Genomic DNA, 23,597 nt, shown 5'->3' with positions numbered 1-23,597 from the left:
CAAAACCGCCTTGACACAGGCCCTGATTCAGAGCCCCCCACCGGAATCGATCCGGTGACCTCGTTCTTACCAAGAACGCGCTCTACCACTGAGCTAGGGGGGCAACGAGTAAATACTCTACCGGAAGATTTTGCTCCCAACAAATCGGCGCGAGGAGGGCTCAGGAAGCCGTGAAACACTTGCAATTCGCCGCCCCTTTACCTCCGGTTCCCGCGCCAATACTGGGATCCGCGGGCACCCGCACGACGCAAAACCGGGAGCTTCAGACCCGCTCCGCCACCGCAGCGGCGTGGAAATGTGGCAAGCCCCACACCAGTAGAAGTTTTTGTCCAGATATGGCGGCCTGGACGGCCCGGAAGTCGCCATATGTGGACAAAAAATCGGGGGTTAATGCCGATGGGCCGGCTCGAAAGCCGGCCCATCGGAGGGATGCGTGTCTACCCGAAGGGTTTACCACTTGCCCTTGCGGTTGAAGTCGCGGTGTCCGCCGTCGGTGCCGTGGCGGGGCTTGCGGGAGCCGTCGCCGTGGCCGCCGAAGCGGGAGTCGCTGGCCTGTCCGCGGTCGCTGAAGCTGCGCTCCGAGCGCTCGCTGTAGGAGCGGCCGCCGCGGTCGGCGGAGCTGCGCTCGCCGTCGTTCTTCCGGAACTCCTTTTTGAACCCGCCGTTGCCCTTGAAGTTGCCGCCACGGTTGCCCTGGTAGCTGGGGCGGTCACCGGAGGGCCGGCGGCCGTTGTCCAGCTCCAGGTGGATCAGCTCGCCGCCGATCCGGGTGCGGGACAGGGCACGCAGCTGCTCGGCGCTCAGGTCCGCGGGCAGCTCCACCAGGGAGTGGTCCGAACGGATGTCGATGCCGCCGATCTGCGAGGAGGAGATGCCGCCCTCGTTGGCGATGGCGCCCACGATGGAGCCGGGCATGACGCGCTGGCGGCGCCCCACCGCGATCCGGTAGGTGGCGTTGCCCTCGGTCAGGGCGCGGGTCGGCCCACGGGAGCCGAAACCGTCCTTGGAGCGCTCGCGCTTCTGGAACTCAGGGGCTGCAGGCAGCTCCTTGACCAGCAGCGGCTGACCGCCCTGGGCCATGACTGCCAGTGCAGCAGCGATCTCGGCCGCCGGGACCTTGTGCTCTTCCTCGTAGGAAGCGATGAGGTCGCGGAACACCGCAACGTCCTCGGACTCCAGGGTCTCGGTGATGCGCTCGGCGAACTTGCCCAGGCGCAGCGAGTTCACGGTCTCGGCGGTGGGCAGGTGCATCTGCTCCACCGGCTGGCGGGTGGCCTTCTCGATGGCGCGCAGCAGGTACTTCTCCCGCGGCGTCATGAAGAGGATCGCGTCGCCGTTGCGGCCTGCACGGCCCGTGCGGCCGATGCGGTGCACGTAGGACTCGGTGTCGTGCGGGATGTCGTAGTTGATGACGTGGCTGATGCGCTCCACGTCCAGGCCACGGGCGGCGACGTCGGTGGCCACCAGGATGTCGATGCGGCCTTCCTTCAGCGCGTCAACAGTGCGCTCGCGCTGCTGCTGCGGGATGTCACCGTTGATGGCGGCAGCCTGGAAGCCGCGGGACTTCAGCTTGTCCGCCAGGTCCTCGGTGGCCATCTTGGTGCGCACGAAGGCGATGACGCCGTCGAACTCTTCAACCTCGAGGATGCGGGTCATCGCGTCCAGCTTGTGCGGGCCCATGACCTGCAGGTAGCGCTGGCGGATGTTGGTGCCCGTGGAGGTCTTGGTCTTGACCGAGATCTCGGCGGGGTCGTTCAGGTACTGCTTGGACATGCGGCGGATCTGGCTGGGCATGGTTGCCGAGAACAGGGCCACCTGGCGGTCCGACGGGGTCTGCTGGAAGATCTGCTCCACGTCCTCGGCGAAGCCCATGCGCAGCATCTCGTCAGCCTCGTCCAGCACCAGGTACTGGAGTTCGGAGAGGTCCAGCGAGCCCTTGGAGATGTGGTCGATCACACGGCCGGGGGTTCCGACGACGACCTGGGCACCGCGGCGCAGGCCGGCGAGCTGGGGTCCGTAGGCGGAGCCGCCGTAGACCGGGAGGACGGTGAAGTCGTCGATGTGCTTGGCGTAGGAGGTGAAGGCCTCTGCAACCTGGAGCGCCAGCTCACGGGTCGGGGCGAGGACCAGGGCCTGCGTCTTGCGGGACGGGCCGTTCAGGTCGTGGAGTTCGGCCAGGCGGGACAGTGCCGGCACTGCGAATGCTGCAGTCTTGCCGGTACCGGTCTGCGCCAGGCCGACGACGTCGCGGCCTTCGAGCAGCAGCGGGATGGTGGCTGCCTGGATGGGGACGGCTTTTCGTAGCCGACATCCTGCAGCGCGGCGAGGACGCGGCCGTCGATGCCGAGGTCGGCGAACTTGACGCTGTTGTCCTCGGACTCGGCTTCAGGGCTTGCGGCCGGGGCTTCGGCGGCGGCAGCTGCCTCCGCGTCGATCACGGCGGCGGCAGTTTCAATGGTGTCGTTCTGGTTTTCGGGCATAGGGAAAGATTCCTCATCCATAGGGGGCCAGGCGGCACTACCCAGGGTGAGCGGAGCCGCAGTACATGTGCCGTGGATGCCGGGCAAACATTGACCGGCCGGTCACAGAAGTCCGGCGCTTTCGCAATCCCATGGCAGGACTTCGCGCTGCATCTCTTGGCTGCTATCCCAGCAGTCTGTACAGCGTTTTCTTCAGCCGGCTCTCCCTATGAAACTGCCCGCATCACAGTTGCGGGCCCCAACACTTGCCAGTCCTGCCTCAAAAATTGGGCAGGAATAAGGGATTTCCGGAGTGGGGGATGTTTCAAGTGTACGGCACCGGGGCGGTGTCCCCGAAATCAGGTGCCCGACGGCGGCGGTGAGCTTGGGCACATGCGGCACCTCCGCCGTCGTAATTTCCCGTCAGTCAGCCGCGCAGCTGGCGCTGCAGGGCCTCGAACTTGTTGTTGAATTCGGGCTGCTGCAACCGGATCTCGCCATCGGCATCCGCATCCTTAAGCGCCTCCATCAGCTCAACACTGGGCTCGCTGAACCACTGGCCCACCGTGATGCCGTGCGTTGGAACGTAGGTCCGGTGGATGTGGTCTCCGGCCTGGATGCTGCCCGTCTTGATGACCCTCAGGTACGCCCCCACCCGGCCCTCTTCCGTGAAGCGCTTAACCCACTGGCGCTCCCCCAGCCGCCGCTGGAACGTGGCACACGGTGTCCGCGGCGACGTGACTTCGAGTTCGACGTCGAGCCCGATCTTCCAGCGCTCCCCGATCACGGCGGCCGTGGCATCGATCCCGGCCACGCGGAGGTTTTCGCCGAACGAGCCGGGCGGCAGGTCCTGCTGCAGCTGAGCGGCCCAGTAGTCGGCGTCAGCCTGCGAGTACGCGTAGACGGCCTGGTCCGGGCCGCCATGGTGGACCCGGTTCGCCTGGATGTCGCCCTGCAGGCCCAGCCGGTGCACCTTGACCGGACCCTCCACCGGGCGCTTGTCAATGGCGGTCACTCCCACGCTCGAGGCATTGGGAAGCAATTGGTGAACACGGCAGACAGCCAGCAGGGACGCGGTTTCCATGGCTCCAGTGTAGGGTCACGTTCCGCGCGCGGAAGGGATGGGCAGTTCTCCCCTGCGGCATGCTCGCCGCCCGGGCCGGCAGGGACTACGCTGATTCGAGGATTGCATGTTGGGGGTGCAGCGCTGTGCCCAATTCACGTGGATAACTGAGGGGGACGCCGTGGACCCAGACAAGCAGGACCCGAACAGGCCGGATCCGGAGCGCCGGCCCAGCGGCGGCGCCGAGCCAGGCGGGGACAGTCCGAAGCCGCCGCCCTGGCAGGTGCCCAAGCCTGAGCTCCGCCCCGAGCTGCTCAATGAACCCGTCACGCCGGTGGATCCGTTCGCCCGCGACCGGGAAAGACAGCTGGACGAGGCAGCCGCCCGGAAGAAGCGCTCACAGCGGCGCACCGTCGTCGTCGGACTGGGCGTGACAGCGCTGCTGGCCGGCACCATCACGGCCGTGGTGGCCAGCAACGGGACGAGCCCGAATACGCCCAGGTGTGCTTCAACGACGAAACCGGCGAGCGCGTGGAGGACCGCAACTGCGAAAGCTCTGCCGGGCGGGCCGGCGGGGTCTACGCCTGGTACTTCTTTTCCCGCGGAGCCTATGTGCCGCCCTTGGGGCAGAACCGGTCCACCGCCCCCAACTACACCCGGACGGTGCCCAGCGGCGCGAAGGCCTCCACCGGGTACAGCACCCAGGGCGGCACCGTCAGCCGCGGCGGCTTCGGTACCAGCGCCAAGAGCGGAACGAGCGGTGGCGGCGGCAAGGTTTCGGGGGGCTGAAGTGAAGCGGCTGTTGAGTGAACCCCGTCCCGGCTGGAAGCAGAAGATCGAGGAACAGGGCCTGCGTCTTTCCACCACCACCATGGATGACGGCCGGACGATCGAATACTGGAACGAGTCCGCCTACTACGAGTTCAGCATGGACGAAGTGGAAACCCTGGAGGAGACCGCAGAGGAAATGCACCGCATGTGCCTGGAGGCGGCCAAGTTCCTTGCCACCGGGGCCATGGGCACCATCGGGATCGGACCGCAGGCGCTGGAACTCGCCGCCGAATCCCTGCAGGCGGGCGACGTGGACGTCTACGGCCGGTTCGACTTCATCTATGACGGGCAGGGCGGCCCGGCCAAGATGCTCGAATACAACGCCGACACCCCCACCGGGCTGATCGAGGCAGCCGTGGCCCAGTGGTTCTGGCTGCAGGACGTCTTCCCGGGGAAGGACCAGTGGAACGGCATCCACGAGGCGCTGATCCGGCAGTGGAAGAAGTTCCAGTACCGCACCGGTATGAGCACCCTGCACGTGGCCCACTCTGAGGTGGAGGAGTCCGGCGAGGACTGGATGACCGCCGCCTACATGCGGGACGTGGCCGGCCAGGCCGGGTGGACCACCATCGGCATCAACATGTCCGATATCGGCTGGGACCCCAACCTCAACCGCTTCGTGGACCTGGACAACTTCATGATCAGCACCATCTTCAAGCTCTACCCCTGGGAGCTGATGATGAAGGAGCCGTTCGGTCCCCGCCTGCTGGAACGCGCCCACAATCCGCGCTGGGTGGAGCCGGCCTGGAAGATGCTGCTCTCCAACAAGGCCCTGCTCGCCGCGCTCTGGCACCTGTACCCGGAGCATCCCAACCTGCTCCCGGCCTACCTGGACGGGCCGGGGCCGCTGAAGGAATGGGTGGCCAAGCCGCTGCACGGGCGTGAAGGAGACAACATCCGGATCCATGCCGACGGCGTCAGCCTGGAACAGCCCGGCGGGTACGGCCGTGAGGGCTGGTGCTACCAGCAGTACCACCAGCTGCCCGACTTCGACGGCAACCACCCGGTCCTCGGCCTGTGGGTGGTGGACGGCGAGTCCGTGGGCTGCGGCATCCGCGAATCGGACGGCCCCGTCACGGACTACTTCTGCCGCTTCGTGCCCAACACCATCGACGCGCCGGCGCCGCTTTCGGCCGTGGCCTCCTCCAGCAAAGCAGGTATCGCACTATGAATCCGGTGACAGCATGAGCACAGACATGACGACGGCGGGAGGCCCGGCGGGCGCGCCCGGCACCCCGGTCCCGGCCAAGGGCCTCCGCGCCGGGATCCTCGACCTTGGCGACTCCGTGATGCTCGGCCTGGCCTCGACGGCGCCGGTATATTCGCTGGCGGCAACACTCGGGCTGATCGTGGCAGTGAACGGGAACTACACTCCCCTGATCCTGTTGTTGGGTTTCATCCCGGTCCTGTTCATCGCCTACGCCTTCCGCGAGCTCAACAGTGCCATCCCGGACTGCGGCACCACGTTCACCTGGTCCCGCCGCGCCTTCGGACCCTGGGCGGGCTGGCTGGGCGGCTGGGCGTGGCGCTCGCCGGCATCGTGGTCCTGGCCAACCTGGCGCAGGTGGCCGGCCAGTACCTGTGGCTGCTGGCCGGTGACGGCTCGCTGGCGGAGAACAAGGTGTTGGTCACCGCTACCGGGGTGCTGTTCATCGCCGTGATGACCCTGGTCAATTACCGCGGCATCCGGCTGGGCGAACACGTCCAGCGGGTCCTGACCTATGTGCAGTACATTGCGCTGGGCATCTTCGCGCTGGCGATCATTGTCCGGATTGTCGGGGGTCCGCCGGAGGGCCAGGCGTTTGATTTCGAGTGGTTCAACCCGGTGGGCGCCTTCGCCGATCCCGGGGCCGTGGTCCACGGCGTGCTCCTGGCGCTGTTCATCTACTGGGGCTGGGACACCTGCCTGGCGGTGAACGAGGAAACCGAAAACCCGAGGACCACGCCGGGCCGCGGCGCCGTCATCTCCGCGTTCGTCCTGGTGGCGATCTATGTCTCCGTCGCGCTGCTCGTGATGATGTACGCCACCGTGGGCAGCGAGGGCATCGGCCTGGGGAACGAGGCCAACCAGGACGACGTGTTCGTGGCCATGAAGGACGTGGTGCTGGGGCCATGGGGCTGGCTGATCGTCGTCGCGGTCCTTGCCTCGGTGCTGTCCTCCACGCAGACCACCATCCTGCCCACCGCCCGGGGAACGCTGTCCATGGGTGTCCACGGGGCCCTGCCGGCGAAGTTCGGCGAGGTGCACCCGCGGAACCAGACCCCCGGGTTCTCCACGCAGGTGATGGGCGCGGCGGCGATCGCCTATTACGTGGCGATGAGCTTCCTCAGCGAGAACCTGCTCTCGGACTCCATCAGCGCCATCAGCCTGTTCATCGCCTTCTACTACGCCCTCACCGGGTTCGCCTGCTTCTGGTACTTCCGGGGCACGCTGCGGACATCGGCCCGCAACCTGTGGTTCCGCGGGATCCTGCCCCTGACCGGGGCACTGCTCCTGACCGCCGCGTTCTTCATCTCAGCGGTGCAGATGTGGGACCCGGCCTACGGCGATACGGAGATCTTCGGCGTCGGCGGCGCTTTCATCAGCGGCGTGGTGCTGCTCGCCCTGGGCGTGGTCCTGGCCGTCGTGTGCCGTTTCCTGCCCTCGACCCGCGGCTACTTCACCGGCAACCCGGCTGCCGTGGCCCCCGCACGGAACCGGGCATAGGTCCGCGATGAGCGACGCCGCAGAGGTGCCGGGCCCCGATCCCTCCGATGTGCTGGCCCTCGACGGGCTCCTGTCCGCGGACGAGCTTGCCCTTCGCCAGCGGATCCGGGACTTCACGGACCAGCGGATCAGGCCGGGCATCGCCGCCTGGTACGACGCCGCGGTGTTCCCGCTGGAGCTTGCCCCCGAACTCGGCGAGCTGGGCGTCCTGGGGATGCACCTGGAGGGCTATGGCTGCCCCGGCCGGTCCGCCGTCGAGTATGGCCTGGCGGCGATGGAGCTGGAGGCCGGCGATTCCGGGATCCGGACGTTCGTGTCGGTGCAGGGGTCGCTGGCCATGACGGCCATCCATAAATGGGGTTCCGAGGAACAGAAACAGGAATGGCTGCCCCGGATGGCGGCAGGCGAGGTGATCGGGTGCTTCGCCCTGACCGAACCGGCGGCGGGTTCGGATCCTTCGTCCATGACCACCTCCGCCCGCCGTGACGGCACCGGCGACCAGGCGGGCTGGGTGCTGGACGGCACGAAGCGCTGGATCGGGCTGGCCTCGGTGGCGGACGTCATGGTGGTGTGGGCCATGACCGACGACGGCGTCCACGGTTTCCTGGTGCCTGCCGGCACCCCGGGCGTGACGGCCACCCCCATTACGCAGAAATTGTCCATGCGGGCCTCCATCCAGTGCGATGTGGTGTTCGACGGCGTCAGGCTGGGACCGGAGGCCCTGCTGCCGGCTGCGCGCGGGCTGCGCGCCCCGCTCACCTGCCTGAACGAGGCGCGGTACGGCATCGCCTGGGGCGCGATGGGGGCTGCCCGGGATTCGTACCAGGCGGCCCTGGCGTACTCGCAGGAGCGGCTGCAGTTCGGGAAGCCGCTGGCCGGATACCAGCTCACGCAGGAGAAGCTGGTGAACATGCTGGTGGAGATCCAGAAGGGCACCATGCTGGCCCTGCACCTGGGCCGGCTCAAGGATGCGGGGATGCTGAAGCCCGAGCAGGTTTCGCTGGGGAAACTGAACAACGTCCGGGAAGCACTGGCCATCGCCCGCGAGGCCCGCTCCGTGCTGGGCGGCAACGGGATCACCCTGGACTACCCGCCGCTGCGGCATGCCGCGAACCTGGAGTCCGTCCGCACCTACGAGGGCACCGACGAAGTCCACACCCTGGTCCTTGGCCAGCACATCACCGGTCTCGGCGCCTTCCGCTAACTCCTCCCCCAACTGGCTGGCAGTAGATGCCGTTTTGGGGGCCCAAAACGGCAAGAACTGCTACCCAGTTGGGCAGCTAGGCCGAGAAGCCGCCGTCGGCCTTGATGAGCTGGCCGGACACCCAGCGGCCTGCGGGCGAGAGCAGGAACGCCACGGTCCCCGCGACGTCCGCCGGGGTCCCGAGCCGGCCGGTGGGCTGGCGCCGGAGAACCTCTTCCCGGATGGCATCATCCATCCAGCCTGTGTCCACAGGCCCGGGGTTGAGGACGTTTGCGGAGATGTTCCGGGGGCCCAGCTCGCGGGCGGCGGCAATGACGATCCGGTCCAGCGCCCCCTTCGAGGCACCGTAGGGCAGGTTGAACGCTGTGTGGTCGCTGGTCAGCGCAACGATCGCGCCGCCGTCGTCCGTGGCCTGCCGGGCGAACGCGGCAATCAGCTGCCAGCTGGCCCGCGTGTTAACGGCGAAGTGCCGTTCGAAGGATTCCAGGCTGGTGTCCAGGATTCCGGAGTCGACGGACTCCGCGTGGCTGAGCACGAGCCCCTGCAAGGGCCCCGCCAGCTGCACGGCCTCGGCCATGAGCCGATCCGGCACGCCCGGATCCTGCAGGTCGGCGGACAGGACGTGGACGCGCGCGCCGATGGCCTCGAGTTCGGCGGTCAGGCGGACGACGTCCTCAGGCTCACTCCCCCACGGCATCCGCTCGTCGTAGTCCTGCCAGTGGGACAGGACCAGGTCCCAGCCGTCGGCGGCGAGCTGGCGGGCGATGCCGGCACCAATTGAGGCCAGCCGGCCGGCACCCGTGACCAGGGCAGTGCTGCGGGCGGCGCTTTGCTGTGGGGTCTGCATGCAGCCAGCCTAGTAGGCGGCCCTGCTAGGCGGCGGACGGCGCCGCGTCCCGCGCCCCGCTGTTCCGGCGGATGGTTGCGCTGATGACCGCGGCAACAGTGCACATTGCGGCAGCCCCCAGCCAGGCGTAGGTGTAATGGCCGGTGGCGTCGCGCACGGCGCCGGCGGCGAGGGCTGCAGCGGCAGCGCCCAGCTGGTGCGCCGCAAAGACCCAGCCGAACACCACGCTGCCGTCCGCGCCGAAGGTTTCCCGGCAGATGGCGGCGGTGGGCGGAACGGTGGCCACCCAGTCCAGGCCGTAGATCACCACGAACACGATCATGCTCGGCTGCACCTCGGCGCTCAGGAGAAGGGGCAGCACCAGCAGGCCGATGCCCCGGAACTGGTAGTAGACGGCCAGCAGGATGCGCGGGTTGAAGCGGTCCGTGAGCCAGCCGGAGGCGATGGTCCCCACGATGTCGAAGATGCCGACGACGGCGAGCAGGCCCGCGGCGGTGGTTTCCGGCATGCCGTGGTCATGGGCGGAGGGAATGAAGTGGGTGCCGATGAGCCCGTTGGTGGTGGCACCGCAGATAGCGAATCCGGCCACGAGCGCCCAGAACGTCCTGACCCGGCTCGCCCGGCGGAGCACCTGGAGTGCCCGGACGGCGGCATTCGCCCGCGGGCCCGTGGCTGCAGGGGCCTGGGCGGCGCTGCCGGCTTCCGCACCGTACGGCAGGACCCCGGCGTCGGCCGGGAAGTTCTTGAGGAACTTCAGCACGAGCGGGACCACCGCCAGGGCGCCGGCCGCGATCAGGAGCGAGGCCTGCCGCCAGCCGGGATCCTGCGCGAGCACGGCGATGAACGGCAGGAAGACCAGCTGTCCGGCAGCGCTGCCGGCGGTCAGGATGCCGATGACCAGGCCCCGGCTCTTGACGAACCAGGTGTTGGCGATGGTGGCGGCGAACACCAGGGCCATGGATCCCGTGCCCAGCCCGATGAGCAGGCCCCAGGTCAGCAGGATCTGCCAGGACTGGTTGACCAGGACGGTCAGCGCGCTGCCCATGCCGATCAGGACCAGTGCCAGGGCAGTGACCTTCCGGATGCCGAAGCGTTCCATCAGGGCGGCGGCGAACGGTGCGGTCAGGCCAAACAGGACCAGGTTGATGCTGACGGCCGCCGACAGCACCGTGGTGGACCAGCCGAATTCCTGTTGCAGCGGCACCATCAGCACGCCCGGGGCAGCCCGGAATCCTGCCGCCCCCACCAGTGCCAGGAATGCTACGGCGGCGACGATCCAGGCGGGGTGCAGCCGGCGCCGGGACGCGGGCGGCGGAACAGCCGCCGCTTCACGTTCACCAGGAACGGCGGCTTCATCGGATCGTGTGCTCACGCGGCGGCTCCTGCACCGGGCATTGCGGTGGCGAGTTTGATCGGGTGCCCGGACCTGGCCTCGCTGTGCCAGCTGGTGTTGGCGGCAGCCAGCCGCTCCCCGCAGGCGGTGCAGGTATCGGCGGACGTGGTGCGCTGGCCGCAGCCGGAGTGGATGACGTGGAGGTGGGCCTGCTCGGACGGGGCCGCAAGGTGTTTCTCCGACCACAGCGTCACCGCGTTCAGGACCGGCAGGACGTCCTCGCCCATGGCGGTCAGGACGTACTCCTGGCGGGTGCGGCTGCCGTCGTCGTAGGCCCTTTTCTCCAGCAGCCCGGCCTCCACCAGGCCGGCCAGGCGCTTGGTGAGCACCGAGTCCGCCACCTTCAGGCGCGCACGGATGGCGTCAAAGCGGCCGTTGCCGAAGAAGAGCTCGCGGAGGACGAGGATGGTCCAGGGGTCGCCCAGGATGTCCACGCCGCGCGCAATGCTGCAGTTGTGGCCGGACCAGTCGGATCGGAGTGCCATGGAAGGAGCGTAGCTGGCTTTCTTGAAGAAAGCCAGCTACCTGCCTCGTTGCACACCGCTACGGGATGGCGGTGAAGGCCTGCTCCAGGTCCGCGATCAGGTCCTCCACGTCCTCGATGCCGCAGGAGAGCCGGAGCAGGTTCACCGGAACGGCCAGTTCGGTGCCCTTGACCGAGGCATGGGTCATCTCCGACGGGTAGTTCATCAGCGACTCGATGCCGCCCAGCGACTCCGCCAGGATGAACACCTTGGTGGATTCGGCCACCTTCCGGGCCGCGGCCTCACCGCCCTTGAACTGGACGGACACCATGCCGCCGAAGCTGCGCATCTGCCGTTTGGCCAGCTCGTGGCCGGGGTGTGTGGGCAGGCCCGGGTACAGAACGGCCTCCACCTCGGGGCGTTCCTGCAGCCACTCGGCGACGGCCTGGCCGTTGAGGCTGTGCCGGTCCATCCGCACGCCCAGGGTCTTCAGGCCGCGCGTGGTGAGGAAGGCGTCCATGGGCCCGGACACCGCTCCGACGGCGAACTGGATGAAGCCGATCTTTTCGGCCAGCTCCGCATCCTTGACGACGACGGCGCCACCCACCACGTCCGAGTGCCCGCCGATGTACTTGGTGGTGGAGTGGATCACGATATCAGCGCCCAGGGCGAGCGGGGTCTGCAGGTACGGGGACGCGAAGGTGTTGTCGACGACGAGGAGGGCGCCGGCGTCGTGCGCTATCCCGGCGAGCGTGGCGATGTCCGTGATTTTCATCAGCGGGTTGGACGGCGTCTCCACCCACAGCAGGCGGGTCTTGTTCGCGGCGACGGCCTGCCGGACGGCGTCCAGGTTGGCCATGTCCACGGGGGTGTTGCCGATCCCCCACTCGCCCAGCACGCGGCTGATGAGCCGGTAGGTCCCGCCGTAGGCGTCGTTGCCGAGCACGATGTGGTCCCCCGGGCGGGTCAGCGCACGGATGAGTGCGTCCTCCGCGGCGAGGCCTGACCCGAAGCTGTAGGCGTGGGTGCCAAGCTCCAGCGCGGCCAGCTGCTCCTGCAGGGAGTCGCGGGTGGGATTGCCGCCGCGGCCGTACTCGTAGCCGTCGCGGAGGCCGCCGATGCCGTCCTGCGCATACGTGGTGGCGAAGTGCACGGGCGGCACCACGGCACCGGTGCGGGGCTCGAAATCCTGCCCGGCGTGGACGGCGCGGGTGTTGAAACCTTGGTTTGCAGAGGCTGACATGGTGCTCCTTTAGTTGCTGAGGTAGGCGAGGAGGTCGTGGCGGGTCAGGATGCCGATCGGGGCGCCGACGAACGTGACCATGACAGTGTCCACATCCGACAGCAGCTCGCGGGCGGCGCTGATGGTTTCCAGCGAGCCGATCACGGGGAGCTTGGGGCCCATGTGCTCGGAGATCTTGTCCGTCAGCCTGGCTTCGCCGCGGAAGAGCTTGGCGGTCAGGGTTCGCTCGTCCACGGCGCCCAGGACCTCGCCCATGACCACCGGCGGTTCCTGTGACAGGACCGGGATGTGGCTGACGCCGAACTCGTTCATGATGTTGATGACGTCTCGCACGGACTCGTTCGGGTGGATGTGCACCAGGTCCGGCAGTTCGCCGTTCTTGGACTTGATGACCTCGCCCACGGACGTCTCCTCGCCGCCGGACAGGAAGCCGTAGGAGCGCATCCATTGGTCGTTGAAGATCTTGGCAAGGTAGCCGCGGCCCGAGTCCGGCAGGATTACGACGACGACCGCGCTTTCGGGCAGGTCCCGCGCCGCCTGCAGCGCGGCCACCACGGCCATGCCCGAGGATCCGCCCACCAGGAGGCCTTCCTCGCGGGCCAGGCGCCGGGTCATGGCGAAGGAATCGGCGTCGCTGACGGCGATTACCTGGTCAGGGACGGACTTGTCGTAGTTCGCCGGCCACATGTCCTCGCCAACGCCCTCGACGAAGTACGGGCGTCCGGTGCCGCCCGAGTAGACCGAGCCTTCCGGGTCGGCGCCGATGATCCGGACGACGCCGCCGTCGGACTCCGGCCGGCTGGCCGAAACCTCCTTCAGGTAGCGGCCGGTGCCGGTGATGGTCCCGCCGGTGCCGGCACCGATAACGCAGTGCGTGACCCTGCCGTCGGTGTCCCGCCAGATTTCCGGGCCGGTGGTCCGGTAGTGGCTTTCGGGGGCTGCGGGATTCGAGAACTGGTCCGGCTTGTACGCCCGGGGGTTTCCCGGACGATCCGGTCCGAGACACCGTAATAGCTTTGCGGACTGTCCGGGGGCACGGCGGTGGGCGTCACCACGACCTCAGCGCCGTAGGCCTGGAGCACTGCGCGTTTGTCCTCCCCCACCTTGTCCGGCACCACGAATACGCACTTGTAGCCCTTCTGCTGGGCCACCAGCGCCAGGCCGACGCCGGTGTTTCCCGAGGTGGGCTCCACGATGGTCCCGCCGGGCTGGATCTTGCCGTCCCGCTCGGCGTCCTCCACCATCTGGGCGGCGATGCGGTCCTTGATGGATCCGCCCGGGTTCAGGTACTCCAGCTTCACCAGGACTGTGGCTTTGATGCCCTCGGTCACGTGGTTGAGTTTGATGAGCGGGGTATTGCCGATGAGGTCCAGGATGGACTGGGCGTACTTCATAGGTACAAAGCTACCGCTTCCTGCCCGGCCGCTTTCAGGCCGCGAACATCAGCACGAGGATCACCGCGGGAAAAAGCGACTGTCCGATGCCGCTGATCCACAGCCGGGGTTCGCTGACGATCAGCACGATGCCCAGAATGAAGTGCGCGATGCACATCAGGGTCACCGTGGTACAGCCCGCGGTCACCTCGCCGAGGTTGGCGAGCACCACGCCGGCAATGCCGAACAGGCCCCAGACGATGTTGTAGAACCCGACGTTGACCGTCCAGAGCCGGACGGCGGCGGTGTCCTCCGGCTTGATCAGGAAGATGGGGTGGAGGCGCTGGTCCTTGTACCGGAAGGCTTCCAGCAGTCCGACGGTGATCAGGACCAGCCCGGTAATGACAGCCAGCACCTGCACGGGGATACTCATGGCGACGCCTTTCCTGCTGCGTGCCGTGCAGCTAGGCGGGAGCGGCGTCGCCAGTGGCGTCCGGCGCCTGGCCCGCCCCGTCGGCCGGAAGGTTCTCCCAAAGGCCCATCACATTGCCCTCGGTGTCCTTGAAGTAGGCGAAGGAACCCATCCCGGGGATGGTCTCCCGCGGCTTCACAACGGCACCGCCCAGCGACTCCACGGTCTTCAGGGTGGCGTTGATGTCCGCCACGTCCACGGTGATCACCGGCGTCTTCAGGTCAGGATCCCTGGCGAACATGCCGCCGTTGATGGCACCGGGTTCCAGGGGCGCGCCGGTTGATTCGTCCATCGGCGTTGTGAGCACCATGTTGTAGTCCATGCCCGGGACGGGGTCGATCCGCCAGCCAAGGGCCTCCTGGTAGAACTTCTTGGCCCGTTCCTGGTCGTCCGCGGGGATTTCGAAATGCACTACTCCACCCATTGTTTCCTCCTGGTCTTTCGGGCTTCCGTGGGCGGTGTCTTCCGCACCACACGCTGGAGTCTAGTCCTGGTGTCAGTACTGGTTAAGGGCCAATTTCCTGCCCCTGTGATGCCTCCCCGCGGGCTGGAGGCAGGCGGATGTCGCAGGGGCGTGGGACGATGAGGACATGACCATTGCAGAGGCACCTCCCCGGCTGGCAGCCGCCGCGGACGCCTCACTCCGGTGGTATCCGGGCGGTCCTTACAGCATGGCCAGGACGCTCGGGCCGCTCCTGCGCGGCAACAGCGATCCGTCCTTCAGCGTCCAGGGCGGTGCCGTCTGGAATGCGTTCACGACGCCGGAGGGCCCCGTGACGCTGCGGCTCACCTCCGTGGAGGGTACGGCAGGCAGACCCGGCGCGGCCAACGGTGTGGACCCCTTCGTGGATGTCCAGGCCGGGGTTCCGGTGCCGCCGCTGCCGTGAAGGCGGCGCCCCGGCTCCTGGGGGCCGACGACGACTGGCAGGGCTTTGACGAGGCCGGATTCGCCGCCACCCTGCCGCGCATGGTCCGTGAAGCACGGCGCCGGAGCCTGGGGCTGCGCCTTCCCGCCAGTGGCCGGATGGTGGACCAGTTGGTGCCCATCATCCTGGAGCAGAAGGTGACGGTGATCGAGGCGCGGCGGGCGTACCGGTACCTGGTGCACCGGTACGGAACGCCGGCGCCGGCGGCTGGCTCCTCCACACCGGCGGGCCTGGTGGTAGGGCCCACCGCTTCCCAATGGCTGCAGGTTCCCAGCTGGGAGTGGCACAGGGCGGGCGTGGGGCCGCAACGTTCGGCGACTGTCATGCGCGCGCTGCGGTCCGCCGTGGCGCTGGAACGGCTGGCAGCCCTGCCGGCCGCCGAAGCCGGGGCGAAGCTGCAGACCATCCCGGGTATCGGCATCTGGTCCGCAGCCGAGGTGGTACAGCGGACCCACGGGTGCCCCGATTCCATCGCAGTGGGCGACTACCACCTGGCGGCATACGTTGGTGCTGCGCTGACCGGCCGGCGCACCGACGACGCCGGGATGCTCCGGCTGCTGGAACCATGGACCGGGCACCGGCAGCGGGTGGTCCGCATGATCCAAAGCAGCGGCTTCCGCAAACCCACCTTCGGCCCTCGCATGACCATCCAGGACCACCGCCGGCACTGACCCGGAAGTTGGGCCTGCCCCCGGGCGAAAGGCCCGTGGACTGGCACGTCCGGCGGGTATAGCGTGGCGCAAGGGACCCGTACCTGAGCCCCGCATGCATCCTTTGGAGCCGGCGATGATCCATACGGAAAAACTCACCAAGACCTTCCAGGTCAAAAAGGAAACTGTCGAAGCCGTCAAGGGCGTGGACATCGATGTTGCGCCCGGCGAGCTGGTAGCATTCCTGGGTCCGAACGGCGCGGGCAAGTCCACCACGCTGCGGATGCTCACCACCCTGCTCCGGCCCACTTCCGGCTCCGCCACCGTCGCCGGCGTGGACGTGGCCGCCGATCCCGCCGGCGTGCGGGCACGGATCGGCTACATCGGCCAGGGCAACGGCGGCGGGCACAGCTTCCGCGTGATCGACGAACTGGTGATGCAGGGCCGCTTTTACGGCATGAACACCAGTGACGCCACCGCCCGCGCACAGGAACTGCTGCACTCCCTGGACCTCGCAGACCTGGCCAAACGCACGGTCATCAAGCTCTCCGGAGGCCAGCGCCGCCGGATGGACGTGGCACTCGGCCTGATGCATTCCCCAGGCTGCTGTTCCTGGACGAACCGTCCACCGGGATGGATCCGCAGAACCGGGCCAACCTCTGGGACCACATCATGCGGTTGCGCCAGGAACACGGCACCACGATCGTCCTCACCACGCACTACATGGACGAGGCGGACTCGATGTCGGAACGGGTGATTGTCATCGACCACGGCCGGATCATCGCCGACGACACGGCGGCGCGCCTGAAGGCCAACCTCGCCGGTGACCTGCTGGCCGTCGAAGTGGCGGCCGAATCCGCCCCGGGCGTGCGGGGGCTCCTGGGCCGGGCGGCGGCGGGCGGCGAAGTGCAGGAAAATCGGCTCGACGGTGTGGTGACGTTCCGGCTGCGCCTGCCGGAAGGTGCGCGGATCGCGCCGTCCCTCCTGAAGGACATGAACGACGCCGGCGCTCCCGCCCAGTCGATCGAGCTGAAGCCGCCCACCCTGGACGACGTTTTCCTTGAACTGACCGGCCGCAACCTCAGGGAAGGAGCCAACCAGTGAGCACCCAATCACTCCGGGGCACCGTCGGCGCCGGCGACGCCATGAGGACGCCGGGCCTGGGGCGGGTCCTGCGGGATACCAGGTACGTCTTCTGGCGGGAGATGCTGCTGCCGCTTCGCGACCCGTTTTCCCTGATCTTCTCCCTGATCCAGCCGCTGGTGTTCCTCGGCCTGTTCGGCCCGCTGCTCGGTGCTTCCGTGGGAGCCCCGGCCTTCGGCGGCCAATCCACCCTGCAGTGGTTCCTGCCCGGCGTGGTGGTGATGATCGCCCTGTTCGGCACCTCGATGACCGGCTCCAACCTGCAGTATGAGCTGATGACCGGTTCCTACGAGCGGATCCTCGCCACTCCCCTGTCCCGCTCATCGCTGATGATCGGCCGGGCGTTGAAGGAGTGGGCTCCGCTGGTGCTCCAGGGTCTGCTCATCGCCCTGGTCTGCATCCCGTTCGGGTTCGTGTTCCACCCCCTGCACGTGCTGCTGGGCCTGGTGATCCTGGGGATTTTCGGCATCGGCCTGGGCGCGCTCTCCTACTCGCTGGCGCTGGTGTCGCAGAACAAGGAATGGATCTTCTGGGGCGTGCAGCAGACCCTGCTCTTCCCGCTGATGATCCTGTCCGGCATCATGCTGCCCATCGAAGCCGGTCCCGCCTGGATGAAGACCGCCAGCCTTTTCAACCCGCTGACCTACCTGGTGAACGCCGAGCGGGAACTGTTCGCCGGGACCATCGGCGGGCATACGCTGTGGGGACTCGTGGCAGCGGCGGTGACAGCCGCCGTCGGCCTGGCCGTGGGAATCAGGACCATCAGCCGCGACATCCGCTAGGCCCCGACGCGGGGTCACATTCTGCCCAAAAACCGCTGCTATTGGGCAGGAAGTGACCCAGGCCTCGTAGACGGTAAAGGGCAGCTTAAGGAGGCTCTCGGGGAGCGGCTGGGCACGAGCCATGGCATCAAGTCTGCGCCCCTAATCGGCGGGCCGAGGAGTTATCCCACAGGCGTAATGGACGAGGCCCGTACGCGGGGTCATTTTGCGGCCGAAAGTGACCCCGTGTGGCCGTCAGAGTCCCAGCCGCTCCACGGCCTCCTTCCGCATCTGGACCTTCCGGATCTTCCCGGAAACCGTCATGGGGAAGCTGTCCCGCACCTCCACGTAGCGCGGGATCTTGTAGTGGCCAGGTTCCCGCGGCAGAATCCGGCGACGGCATCCGCGTCGAGCGGTTCCTCGCCGGGTTTGAGAATGATGCAGGCCATGAGTTCCTCGCCGTACTTTTCGTCCGGCACCCCGATCACCTGGACATCCTGGATCGCGGGGTGGGTGTAGAGGAACTCCTCGATCTCGCGGGGGTAGATGTTCTCGCCCCCGCGGATCACCATGTCCTTGATCCGCCCCTCGATGACCACATACCCGTCGTCGTCCATCAGCGCCAGGTCCCCGGTGTGCATCCAGCCGTCCGCGTCGATGACCTCCGCTGTCTTCTCCGGCTGGTTCCAGTACCCCGCCATCACCGCATAGCCGCGCGTGCACAGCTCCCCGATTTCACCCCGCTCCAGCACATCGCCCGAGGCAGGATCGATCACCTGGCTTTCCAGCCGCGGCATGGTCCTACCCACCGTCTCCGTCCGGTGCTGCAGCGTGTCCCCCTGCCGGGTCATGGTGGACACCGGCGAGGTTTCGGTCATGCCGTAGCAGATGGCCACATCCTTCATGTGCATGTCCGAGATGACCCGTTTCATGACCTCCACCGGGCACGGCGAACCGGCCATGACGCCGGTGCGCAGCGTGGACAGGTCATAGGTGGCGAAGTCCGGCAGGGCCAGCTCGGCGATGAACATGGTGGGGACGCCGTACAGCGAAGTCCCGCCGAAATCCTGCACGGCCTCCAGGGCTGCCGCCGGCGAGAATCCGCGGCCCGGGATGATGGTGGCGGCGCCGTGGCTGAGGGCGTTCAGGTTCCCGATGACCATGCCGAAGCAGTGGTAGAACGGCACCGGAATCACCACCCGGTCGTGCTCGGTGTAACCCAGCAGTTCCCCGATGGCATAGCCGTTGTTCAGGATGTTGTGGTGCGTCAGGGTGGCACCCTTGGGGAAGCCGGTGGTGCCGGACGTGTACTGCAGGTTGATGGGATCGTGCGGGTCCAGTTCCGCCATCCGGGCCGTCAGGGCGGAATGCGCGACGGCGTCCGCCCCCTTCAGCAGCTCGGCGTACGTCAGTTCCGCCGCACCCAGCGGGGCCACGCCGCCGTCGGGCCCCTCACCGCCGGGCGCGGGAAGGAAGACCAGTTCACGCAGGTCCGGACATCCGGCGAGCGCCTGGCGCGCCATGCCCACGTAGTCGCTGTTCCGGTCCGACGGTGCCGTCACCAGCATCCGCATTCCGCTCTGCTTCACCACGAATTCCAGTTCGTGGCTGCGGTACGCCGGATTGACGTTGACCAGGATGGCACCCGCCTTGGCGGTGGCATACTGCAGCAGCGTCCACTCCGCGCAGTTGGGGCTCCAGATCCCCACCCGCTCGCCCTTGCCTATGCCCAGGGCGAGGAGACCCCGGGCCAGCCGGTCGACGTCGTCGTTGAGCTTCGTGTAGCTCCACCGCCGGGCGTCCGCGCCGGGAACCGGGCCCGCCTCGATCAGGGCGTCGTGGTAGGGAAACCTCGCCACCACCCGCTCGAAGTTGGCGCCGATGGTCTCCCCGAGCAGCGGAACGTCAGTGTCCCCGGCTGTATAAGCACGCATGCTGGCACGCTACCAACAGGTTCGGTGCAAATGAAGCATCCCCGCCCGCGCAACAGAACGGGAGCTGGGGCGCGGGCCGGTATTGTGAAATCCATGAGTGCACCGATCGACCTGCAGGCAACGTTCATCCCCAATGAAGGCGAATTCTTCCGCGTCAAGCTCGCGCTGGAAATCGCCATCGACGAGGTGGTGAACGAGCCGGGCTGCATCCGCTACGAACTGACGGAAGCCACCGAGGAGAAGCTGGTCCTGACCGAACAGTGGGCCTCTGAGGAGGACCTGGAGAAGCACTCCAAGGGCATCGCCGTGCAGGACCTGAACGAATCGTTGAGCGCACTGCTCGCCGAACCCGTCAAGGTGGAGCGCATCTAGCGCAGCCTTAAACAGCGAAGCGGGACCCCTCCGGAGGGGTCCCGCTTCGCTGTTAAAGACTTAGAGGTCCGGGATCTGGGAGCCGTCCTGGGGGCCCGCCGGCTTGCTGGCGGCGGCTGAAGCCTCTTCCCGCTGGCGTGCCACGTGGGCATGGACTTCCTCCATGTCCAGGGCCTTCACCGCGTCCACCACCTGTTCGAGCTGCTGGGCGTTCAGGGCGCCGGGCTGCGAGAACACCAGCACCTTTTCGCGGAAGGCCATCAGGGTGGGGATGGACGTAATGCCGGCCTCGGCGGCCAGCTGCTGCTCGGCCTCCGTGTCCACCTTCGTGAAGAGGACATCCGGGTGCTTCTCGGAAACAGCCGAGTACGTGGGGCCGAACTGCTTGCAGGGCCCGCACCATTCAGCCCAGAAATCGACCAGGACAATATCGTTGCCCTCAATGGTTGACGCGAACTGTTCACCTGTGATGTCAAGGGTAGCCATGTGTCCACGCTACGCGGGATGGCCGCCAAAGTCGCGGCCCGGAGATCCTTGTTCGCTCCCCGCGTCATCGGGAATAACCCGCAGGCCGTCATATACATGCGGCGCGCGGGCACCTAGTCTGGGGGTCATCAGCCACTGCGCGGCACCCAGGAGGGCTCATGGCCACCGCTGTTTCTGCCAGGTCACTCGTGAAGAGATTCGGCCGGAGGGAAGTGCTGCACGGCGTTGATTTCGAGGTGGAGGCCGGTACCGTCTTCGGCGTGATCGGTCCCAATGGGGCCGGCAAGACCACCACCATGCGCTGCCTGCTGGACATCATCCGGCCCACGGCGGGCGAGGTCCGGGTGCTGGGCACCGATCCCCGCGCGGGCGGGCCGGAGCTGCGCCGCCGGATAGGGTATCTTCCGGGTGAACTGTTCCTGGAGGGCCGGGTGACCGGGCGCAAACTGCTGGCCCACTACCAGGCCATCAGCGGCCCGGTTCCCCGTGGCCGGATCAATGAGCTGGCCGACCGGCTGGGCCTGGACCTGGACCGCCACACCCGGAAGCTGTCCAAGGGCAACAAGCAGAAACTGGGGCTGGTGCAGGCCTTCATGCATGAGCCTGAACTCCTGGTCCTGGATCAGCCCACCGGCGGACTGGACCCCCTGGTCCAGCAGGAGTTCCACGCAATGGTCCGCGAGGCGAAACACCGCGGGCAGACCATCTTCCTCAGCTCGCACGTCCTCAGCGAGGTCCAGCAGACTGCAGACACCGTGGCAATTCTCCGCGACGGACGGATCATCACGGTCGAATCGGTCGAAGGGCTGCGTGAAGGGGCTGTCCGCCGCGTCCGCCTCACCACCCACGGCATTGCAGCGCACGACGCCGTTGCGCTGCTGTCCGGGGTACCCGGCGTCGGGCAGGTGCAGGTGCTGGAGGCGGACGGTGCCGTCACGCTCTCGGCTGTGCTGGAGGGCGCCATCCAGCCGCTGATCAGGATGCTGGGCTCGCTGGAGCTGACCGACCTGGTCCTCGACGAGCCGGACCTGGAGGAAGCAGTGCTTAAGATGTACGCCGTGCCGCGGGAGGATGCCCGATGAATGCCACCTTGCCCCTGTTCCGGCGGGCATTCTTCGACACCTGGCGCTCCACCCTGGGCTGGGCAGCCGGGCTGGCCGCCGCGGCGTTCCTGTACCTTCCGCTGTACCCGTCCATCGGCGGCAGCGCCCAGATGCAGGACATGGTCAACGCCCTGCCGGCCGAGATGACCAAAGCCCTGAACTACGACCAGATCGCCACCGGGCCGGGTTACGCCCAGGCCACCCTGTTCGGGCTGCTGGGGTTCCTGCTGATGACCATCGCGTCGGTGGCGTGGGGTGCCGCGGCCGTTGGCGGGGACGAGGAGTCGGGGCAGCTGGAGCTGACGCTTGCCCATGGCGTCCGGCGGGTCCAGGTGGTCCTGGAACGGGCATTGGCATTGTTCCTGCGGGTGGTGCTGCTGTCCGGGCTGGTCTTCGTCCTGGTGCTGGTGCTGAACGAACCGTCCCAGCTGGGGATCGAACCGGCCAACCTGTTCGGCGCAGCCGTCCTCTTCGCGGGCCTGGCCCTGCTCAGCGGCACGGCCGCCCTCTGCGTCGGTGCCGTCACGGGACGGAAGACATACGGCCTCGCCGCGGGCGCTGCAGTGGCGGTCCTCGGTTACGTGTTCAACGCCGTCGGACGGCAAAGCCCGGACGTGGAGTGGCTGCTGAACCTCAGCCCGTACCACTGGGCGTACGGCAATTCCCCCGTGGTGAACGGCGCGGACTGGGCTGCGGCCGGCTGGCTGTGGGGCCTCTCGGCGGCGCTGGTGGCGCTGGCCGCCGTCGCGCTTGAACAACGCGACGTCGGCGCGTAGGCCGTACGCGCGCGGTTCGAAATTGTGGGGATCAGCCCCTGCCCCAGAGATGCGGGGCCGGTGTGCGGCTCCCCGGCAGCGCGCTGGCCGCACGCCAGTCGTGGATCCAGTCCGGCAGGACCAGGTCAGCCGGGGGTTCGCCGAATTCGCGCAGGATCTCCTCCAGTCCCACCGGCCCGGCCTTGGTGACCAGGCGGGTGGCGATGTAGGCACGCGCGTAAATCTCGCCGTCGGCAACCATGCGCTGCTCAAAGTAGATGGCCTTGGCGTCCAGCCCGATGATGCGTGTCTCGATGGTGTACTGCTGCCACAGCTGCAGCGACTTCCGGAAGCTGATGGTCTCGGCGGCCACCACGGGACCCCAGCCGCGGCGGCGCATATGCCTCCACACCCCGCTGCGGACCATCAGGTCGAACCGGCCCAGGTCCATCAGTGACAGGTACATGCCGTTGTTGACGTGCATGGCGATATCGATGTCCGTCGGCAGCACCCGCAGCTGCAGCGAGGCGCTGTCCCACACGGTGAGCGGCTGCCGGCGGGCGGAGGTGAACAGCAGGAGGAGGGTTCTCAGGAGCAGGTGCATTACCCTATGCTACCCGTGAGTAACATAGGGTGCCGGGACCGGGCCGCACAGGCCCGCTAGGATTTCGTCCATGACCCAACAACGCTACCGGGACCTGGCGGAGTGGCCGCTGATGGCAACCGCACTCCTGTTCCTGGCGGCCTACGCCTGGCAGGTCATCGGGCGGGTCGAAGGCAGCGGGGCGATGTGGCTGGAGGCGGTCATGTGGGCGACCTGGGCATCTTCGCCGTGGACTATGCGGCGAACCTGTGGCTCGCGAAGGACCGGTGGAACTGGTTCATCCGCAACCTGCATGAGCTCCTGATCGTAGCGCTGCCGATCTTCCGGCCGTTGCGCCTGCTGCGGCTGGTGACGCTGTTGTCCGTCCTGCACCGGACCATCGGCGAGACCCTGCGGGGCCGCGTGGTCACGTACGTTGCCGGTTCTGCCGCCCTGCTGATTTTCGTCGGTGCACTCGCGGTCCTGGACGTGGAGCAGTCCGCTCCGGACGCCAAGATCGTCACCTTTGGCGATGCGCTGTGGTGGGGAATCACCACCATCACCACGGTGGGCTACGGGGACATGTATCCGGTCACCCCGATCGGCCGGCTGGTGGCAGCCGCCCTCATGATGAGCGGCATCGCAGTCCTTGGCGTGGTGACCGCCTCCATCGCCTCGTGGCTGGTCCAGCGCGTGGAGGATACCGCCGAGACGGTGGCCGAGGCCGTGGAGGAGCCGGTCCGCATTGAAGTGGCGGAGCTGGTGGCAGAGATTGCCGCGCTCCGGCGGGAGATTGCGGAACTCAAGGAGCACCGCGCGCTCTAGGCG

15 protein-coding genes, 1 tRNA gene and 8 pseudogenes are annotated in these 23,597 nt (G+C 67.6%); 11 read left to right on the top strand and 13 right to left on the bottom strand.

Annotation, left to right across the window (positions count from 1 at the left end; all coding sequences use genetic code 11):
* Positions 1 to 31 precede the first annotated feature (31 nt).
* From ACPEE0_RS04840 to ACPEE0_RS04830, 3 genes and pseudogenes are all read right to left on the bottom strand, one after another.
* Positions 32 to 103 (bottom strand) — tRNA-Thr (locus tag ACPEE0_RS04840).
* A 347-nt stretch (positions 104 to 450) separates the two neighbouring features.
* Positions 451 to 2,480 (bottom strand): annotated as a pseudogene (locus ACPEE0_RS04835) (DEAD/DEAH box helicase).
* Between the two features lie 406 nt (positions 2,481 to 2,886).
* Entirely contained in the window at positions 2,887 to 3,543 is a 657-nt protein-coding gene (locus ACPEE0_RS04830; RefSeq protein ID WP_424574070.1) for an MOSC domain-containing protein, read from the bottom strand.
* Positions 3,544 to 3,649: 106 nt separating this feature from the next.
* Between ACPEE0_RS04830 and ACPEE0_RS04825 the strand changes: the two are divergent.
* The 4 genes and pseudogenes from ACPEE0_RS04825 to ACPEE0_RS04810 all read left to right on the top strand — a co-directional run bounded on the left by ACPEE0_RS04825 (position 3,650) and on the right by ACPEE0_RS04810 (position 8,264).
* A pseudogene (locus ACPEE0_RS04825) lies at positions 3,650 to 4,311 on the top strand (Tat pathway signal protein).
* Position 4,312: 1 nt separating this feature from the next.
* Complete coding sequence (locus ACPEE0_RS04820; RefSeq protein WP_424574069.1) at positions 4,313 to 5,524, top strand: glutathionylspermidine synthase family protein; 1,212 nt, start codon at positions 4,313 to 4,315, stop codon at positions 5,522 to 5,524.
* A gap of 13 nt (positions 5,525 to 5,537) precedes the next feature.
* Positions 5,538 to 7,060 (top strand): annotated as a pseudogene (locus tag ACPEE0_RS04815) (APC family permease).
* Positions 7,061 to 7,067: 7 nt separating this feature from the next.
* Positions 7,068 to 8,264: an acyl-CoA dehydrogenase family protein gene (locus ACPEE0_RS04810; RefSeq protein WP_424574068.1), complete on the top strand. Its 1,197-nt coding sequence runs from the start codon at positions 7,068 to 7,070 to the stop codon at positions 8,262 to 8,264.
* Positions 8,265 to 8,340: 76 nt separating this feature from the next.
* Here the strand turns inward: ACPEE0_RS04810 and ACPEE0_RS04805 are convergent, their stop codons facing one another.
* The 7 genes and pseudogenes from ACPEE0_RS04805 to ACPEE0_RS04775 form a co-directional block, all read right to left on the bottom strand.
* Positions 8,341 to 9,111, bottom strand: coding sequence for an SDR family oxidoreductase (locus tag ACPEE0_RS04805; protein ID WP_424574067.1), 771 nt, complete (start codon positions 9,109 to 9,111; stop codon positions 8,341 to 8,343).
* A gap of 25 nt (positions 9,112 to 9,136) precedes the next feature.
* Complete coding sequence (locus ACPEE0_RS04800; RefSeq protein ID WP_424574066.1) at positions 9,137 to 10,483, bottom strand: MFS transporter; 1,347 nt, start codon at positions 10,481 to 10,483, stop codon at positions 9,137 to 9,139.
* The gene (locus ACPEE0_RS04795; protein ID WP_424574065.1) at positions 10,480 to 10,989 is read right to left on the bottom strand and encodes a winged helix-turn-helix transcriptional regulator; all 510 of its coding nucleotides are present in this window, start codon (positions 10,987 to 10,989) and stop codon (positions 10,480 to 10,482) included. The genes ACPEE0_RS04800 and ACPEE0_RS04795 overlap by 4 nt, the downstream gene beginning before the upstream one ends.
* A gap of 58 nt (positions 10,990 to 11,047) precedes the next feature.
* Positions 11,048 to 12,211 carry a cystathionine gamma-synthase gene (locus ACPEE0_RS04790; protein WP_424574064.1) on the bottom strand — a complete coding sequence of 388 codons (1,164 nt, stop codon included), beginning with the start codon at positions 12,209 to 12,211 and terminating at the stop codon, positions 11,048 to 11,050.
* A 9-nt stretch (positions 12,212 to 12,220) separates the two neighbouring features.
* Positions 12,221 to 13,605 (bottom strand): annotated as a pseudogene (locus ACPEE0_RS04785) (cystathionine beta-synthase).
* A 34-nt stretch (positions 13,606 to 13,639) separates the two neighbouring features.
* On the bottom strand, positions 13,640 to 14,017 hold the full coding sequence (locus ACPEE0_RS04780) for a DUF1304 family protein (protein WP_424574063.1): 378 nt from the start codon (positions 14,015 to 14,017) through the stop codon (positions 13,640 to 13,642).
* A 31-nt stretch (positions 14,018 to 14,048) separates the two neighbouring features.
* The gene (locus ACPEE0_RS04775; protein WP_035752183.1) at positions 14,049 to 14,480 is read right to left on the bottom strand and encodes a VOC family protein; all 432 of its coding nucleotides are present in this window, start codon (positions 14,478 to 14,480) and stop codon (positions 14,049 to 14,051) included.
* 166 nt (positions 14,481 to 14,646) lie between these two features.
* Between ACPEE0_RS04775 and ACPEE0_RS04770 the strand changes: the two are divergent.
* The 3 genes and pseudogenes from ACPEE0_RS04770 (at position 14,647) to ACPEE0_RS04760 (ending at position 17,557) form a co-directional block, all read left to right on the top strand.
* Positions 14,647 to 15,653 (top strand): annotated as a pseudogene (locus tag ACPEE0_RS04770) (DNA-3-methyladenine glycosylase family protein).
* Between the two features lie 115 nt (positions 15,654 to 15,768).
* Positions 15,769 to 16,736: pseudogene (locus tag ACPEE0_RS04765) on the top strand (ATP-binding cassette domain-containing protein).
* A 41-nt stretch (positions 16,737 to 16,777) separates the two neighbouring features.
* On the top strand, positions 16,778 to 17,557 hold the full coding sequence (locus ACPEE0_RS04760; protein ID WP_354175369.1) for an ABC transporter permease: 780 nt from the start codon (positions 16,778 to 16,780) through the stop codon (positions 17,555 to 17,557).
* Between the two features lie 234 nt (positions 17,558 to 17,791).
* Here the strand turns inward: ACPEE0_RS04760 and ACPEE0_RS04755 are convergent.
* Positions 17,792 to 19,470: pseudogene (locus tag ACPEE0_RS04755) on the bottom strand (AMP-binding protein).
* A gap of 93 nt (positions 19,471 to 19,563) precedes the next feature.
* Between ACPEE0_RS04755 and ACPEE0_RS04750 the strand changes: the two are divergent.
* The gene (locus ACPEE0_RS04750; RefSeq protein ID WP_009357160.1) at positions 19,564 to 19,842 is read left to right on the top strand and encodes a putative quinol monooxygenase; all 279 of its coding nucleotides are present in this window, start codon (positions 19,564 to 19,566) and stop codon (positions 19,840 to 19,842) included.
* A 60-nt stretch (positions 19,843 to 19,902) separates the two neighbouring features.
* Here ACPEE0_RS04750 and ACPEE0_RS04745 read toward each other — a convergent pair whose 3' ends face one another.
* The gene (locus tag ACPEE0_RS04745) at positions 19,903 to 20,328 is read right to left on the bottom strand and encodes a thioredoxin family protein (RefSeq protein WP_009357161.1); all 426 of its coding nucleotides are present in this window, start codon (positions 20,326 to 20,328) and stop codon (positions 19,903 to 19,905) included.
* Between the two features lie 158 nt (positions 20,329 to 20,486).
* On the opposite strand from ACPEE0_RS04745, the gene ACPEE0_RS04740 reads away from it, so the two are divergent.
* Together ACPEE0_RS04740 and ACPEE0_RS04735 are read left to right on the top strand one after the other, a co-directional pair.
* Positions 20,487 to 21,410: an ABC transporter ATP-binding protein gene (locus tag ACPEE0_RS04740; RefSeq protein WP_424574062.1), complete on the top strand. Its 924-nt coding sequence runs from the start codon at positions 20,487 to 20,489 to the stop codon at positions 21,408 to 21,410.
* Positions 21,407 to 22,207, top strand: coding sequence for an ABC transporter permease subunit (locus ACPEE0_RS04735; RefSeq protein WP_009357163.1), 801 nt, complete (start codon positions 21,407 to 21,409; stop codon positions 22,205 to 22,207). Before ACPEE0_RS04740 ends, ACPEE0_RS04735 begins: the two co-directional genes overlap by 4 nt.
* Positions 22,208 to 22,238: 31 nt before the next feature.
* On the opposite strand, the gene ACPEE0_RS04730 is transcribed toward ACPEE0_RS04735, so the two are convergent.
* Positions 22,239 to 22,790, bottom strand: coding sequence for an acyl-CoA thioesterase (locus ACPEE0_RS04730; protein WP_009357164.1), 552 nt, complete (start codon positions 22,788 to 22,790; stop codon positions 22,239 to 22,241).
* A gap of 70 nt (positions 22,791 to 22,860) precedes the next feature.
* Between ACPEE0_RS04730 and ACPEE0_RS04725 the strand changes: the two are divergent.
* Positions 22,861 to 23,594: pseudogene (locus ACPEE0_RS04725) on the top strand (potassium channel family protein).
* The last annotated feature ends 3 nt before the right edge of the window (positions 23,595 to 23,597 follow it).

It is taken from the genome of Arthrobacter sp. SD76, from assembly GCF_049726125.1.
Classification (GTDB): Bacteria; Actinomycetota; Actinomycetes; order Actinomycetales; family Micrococcaceae; genus Arthrobacter; species Arthrobacter nitrophenolicus.
This window is presented reverse-complemented; position numbering and strand designations above follow the sequence as displayed.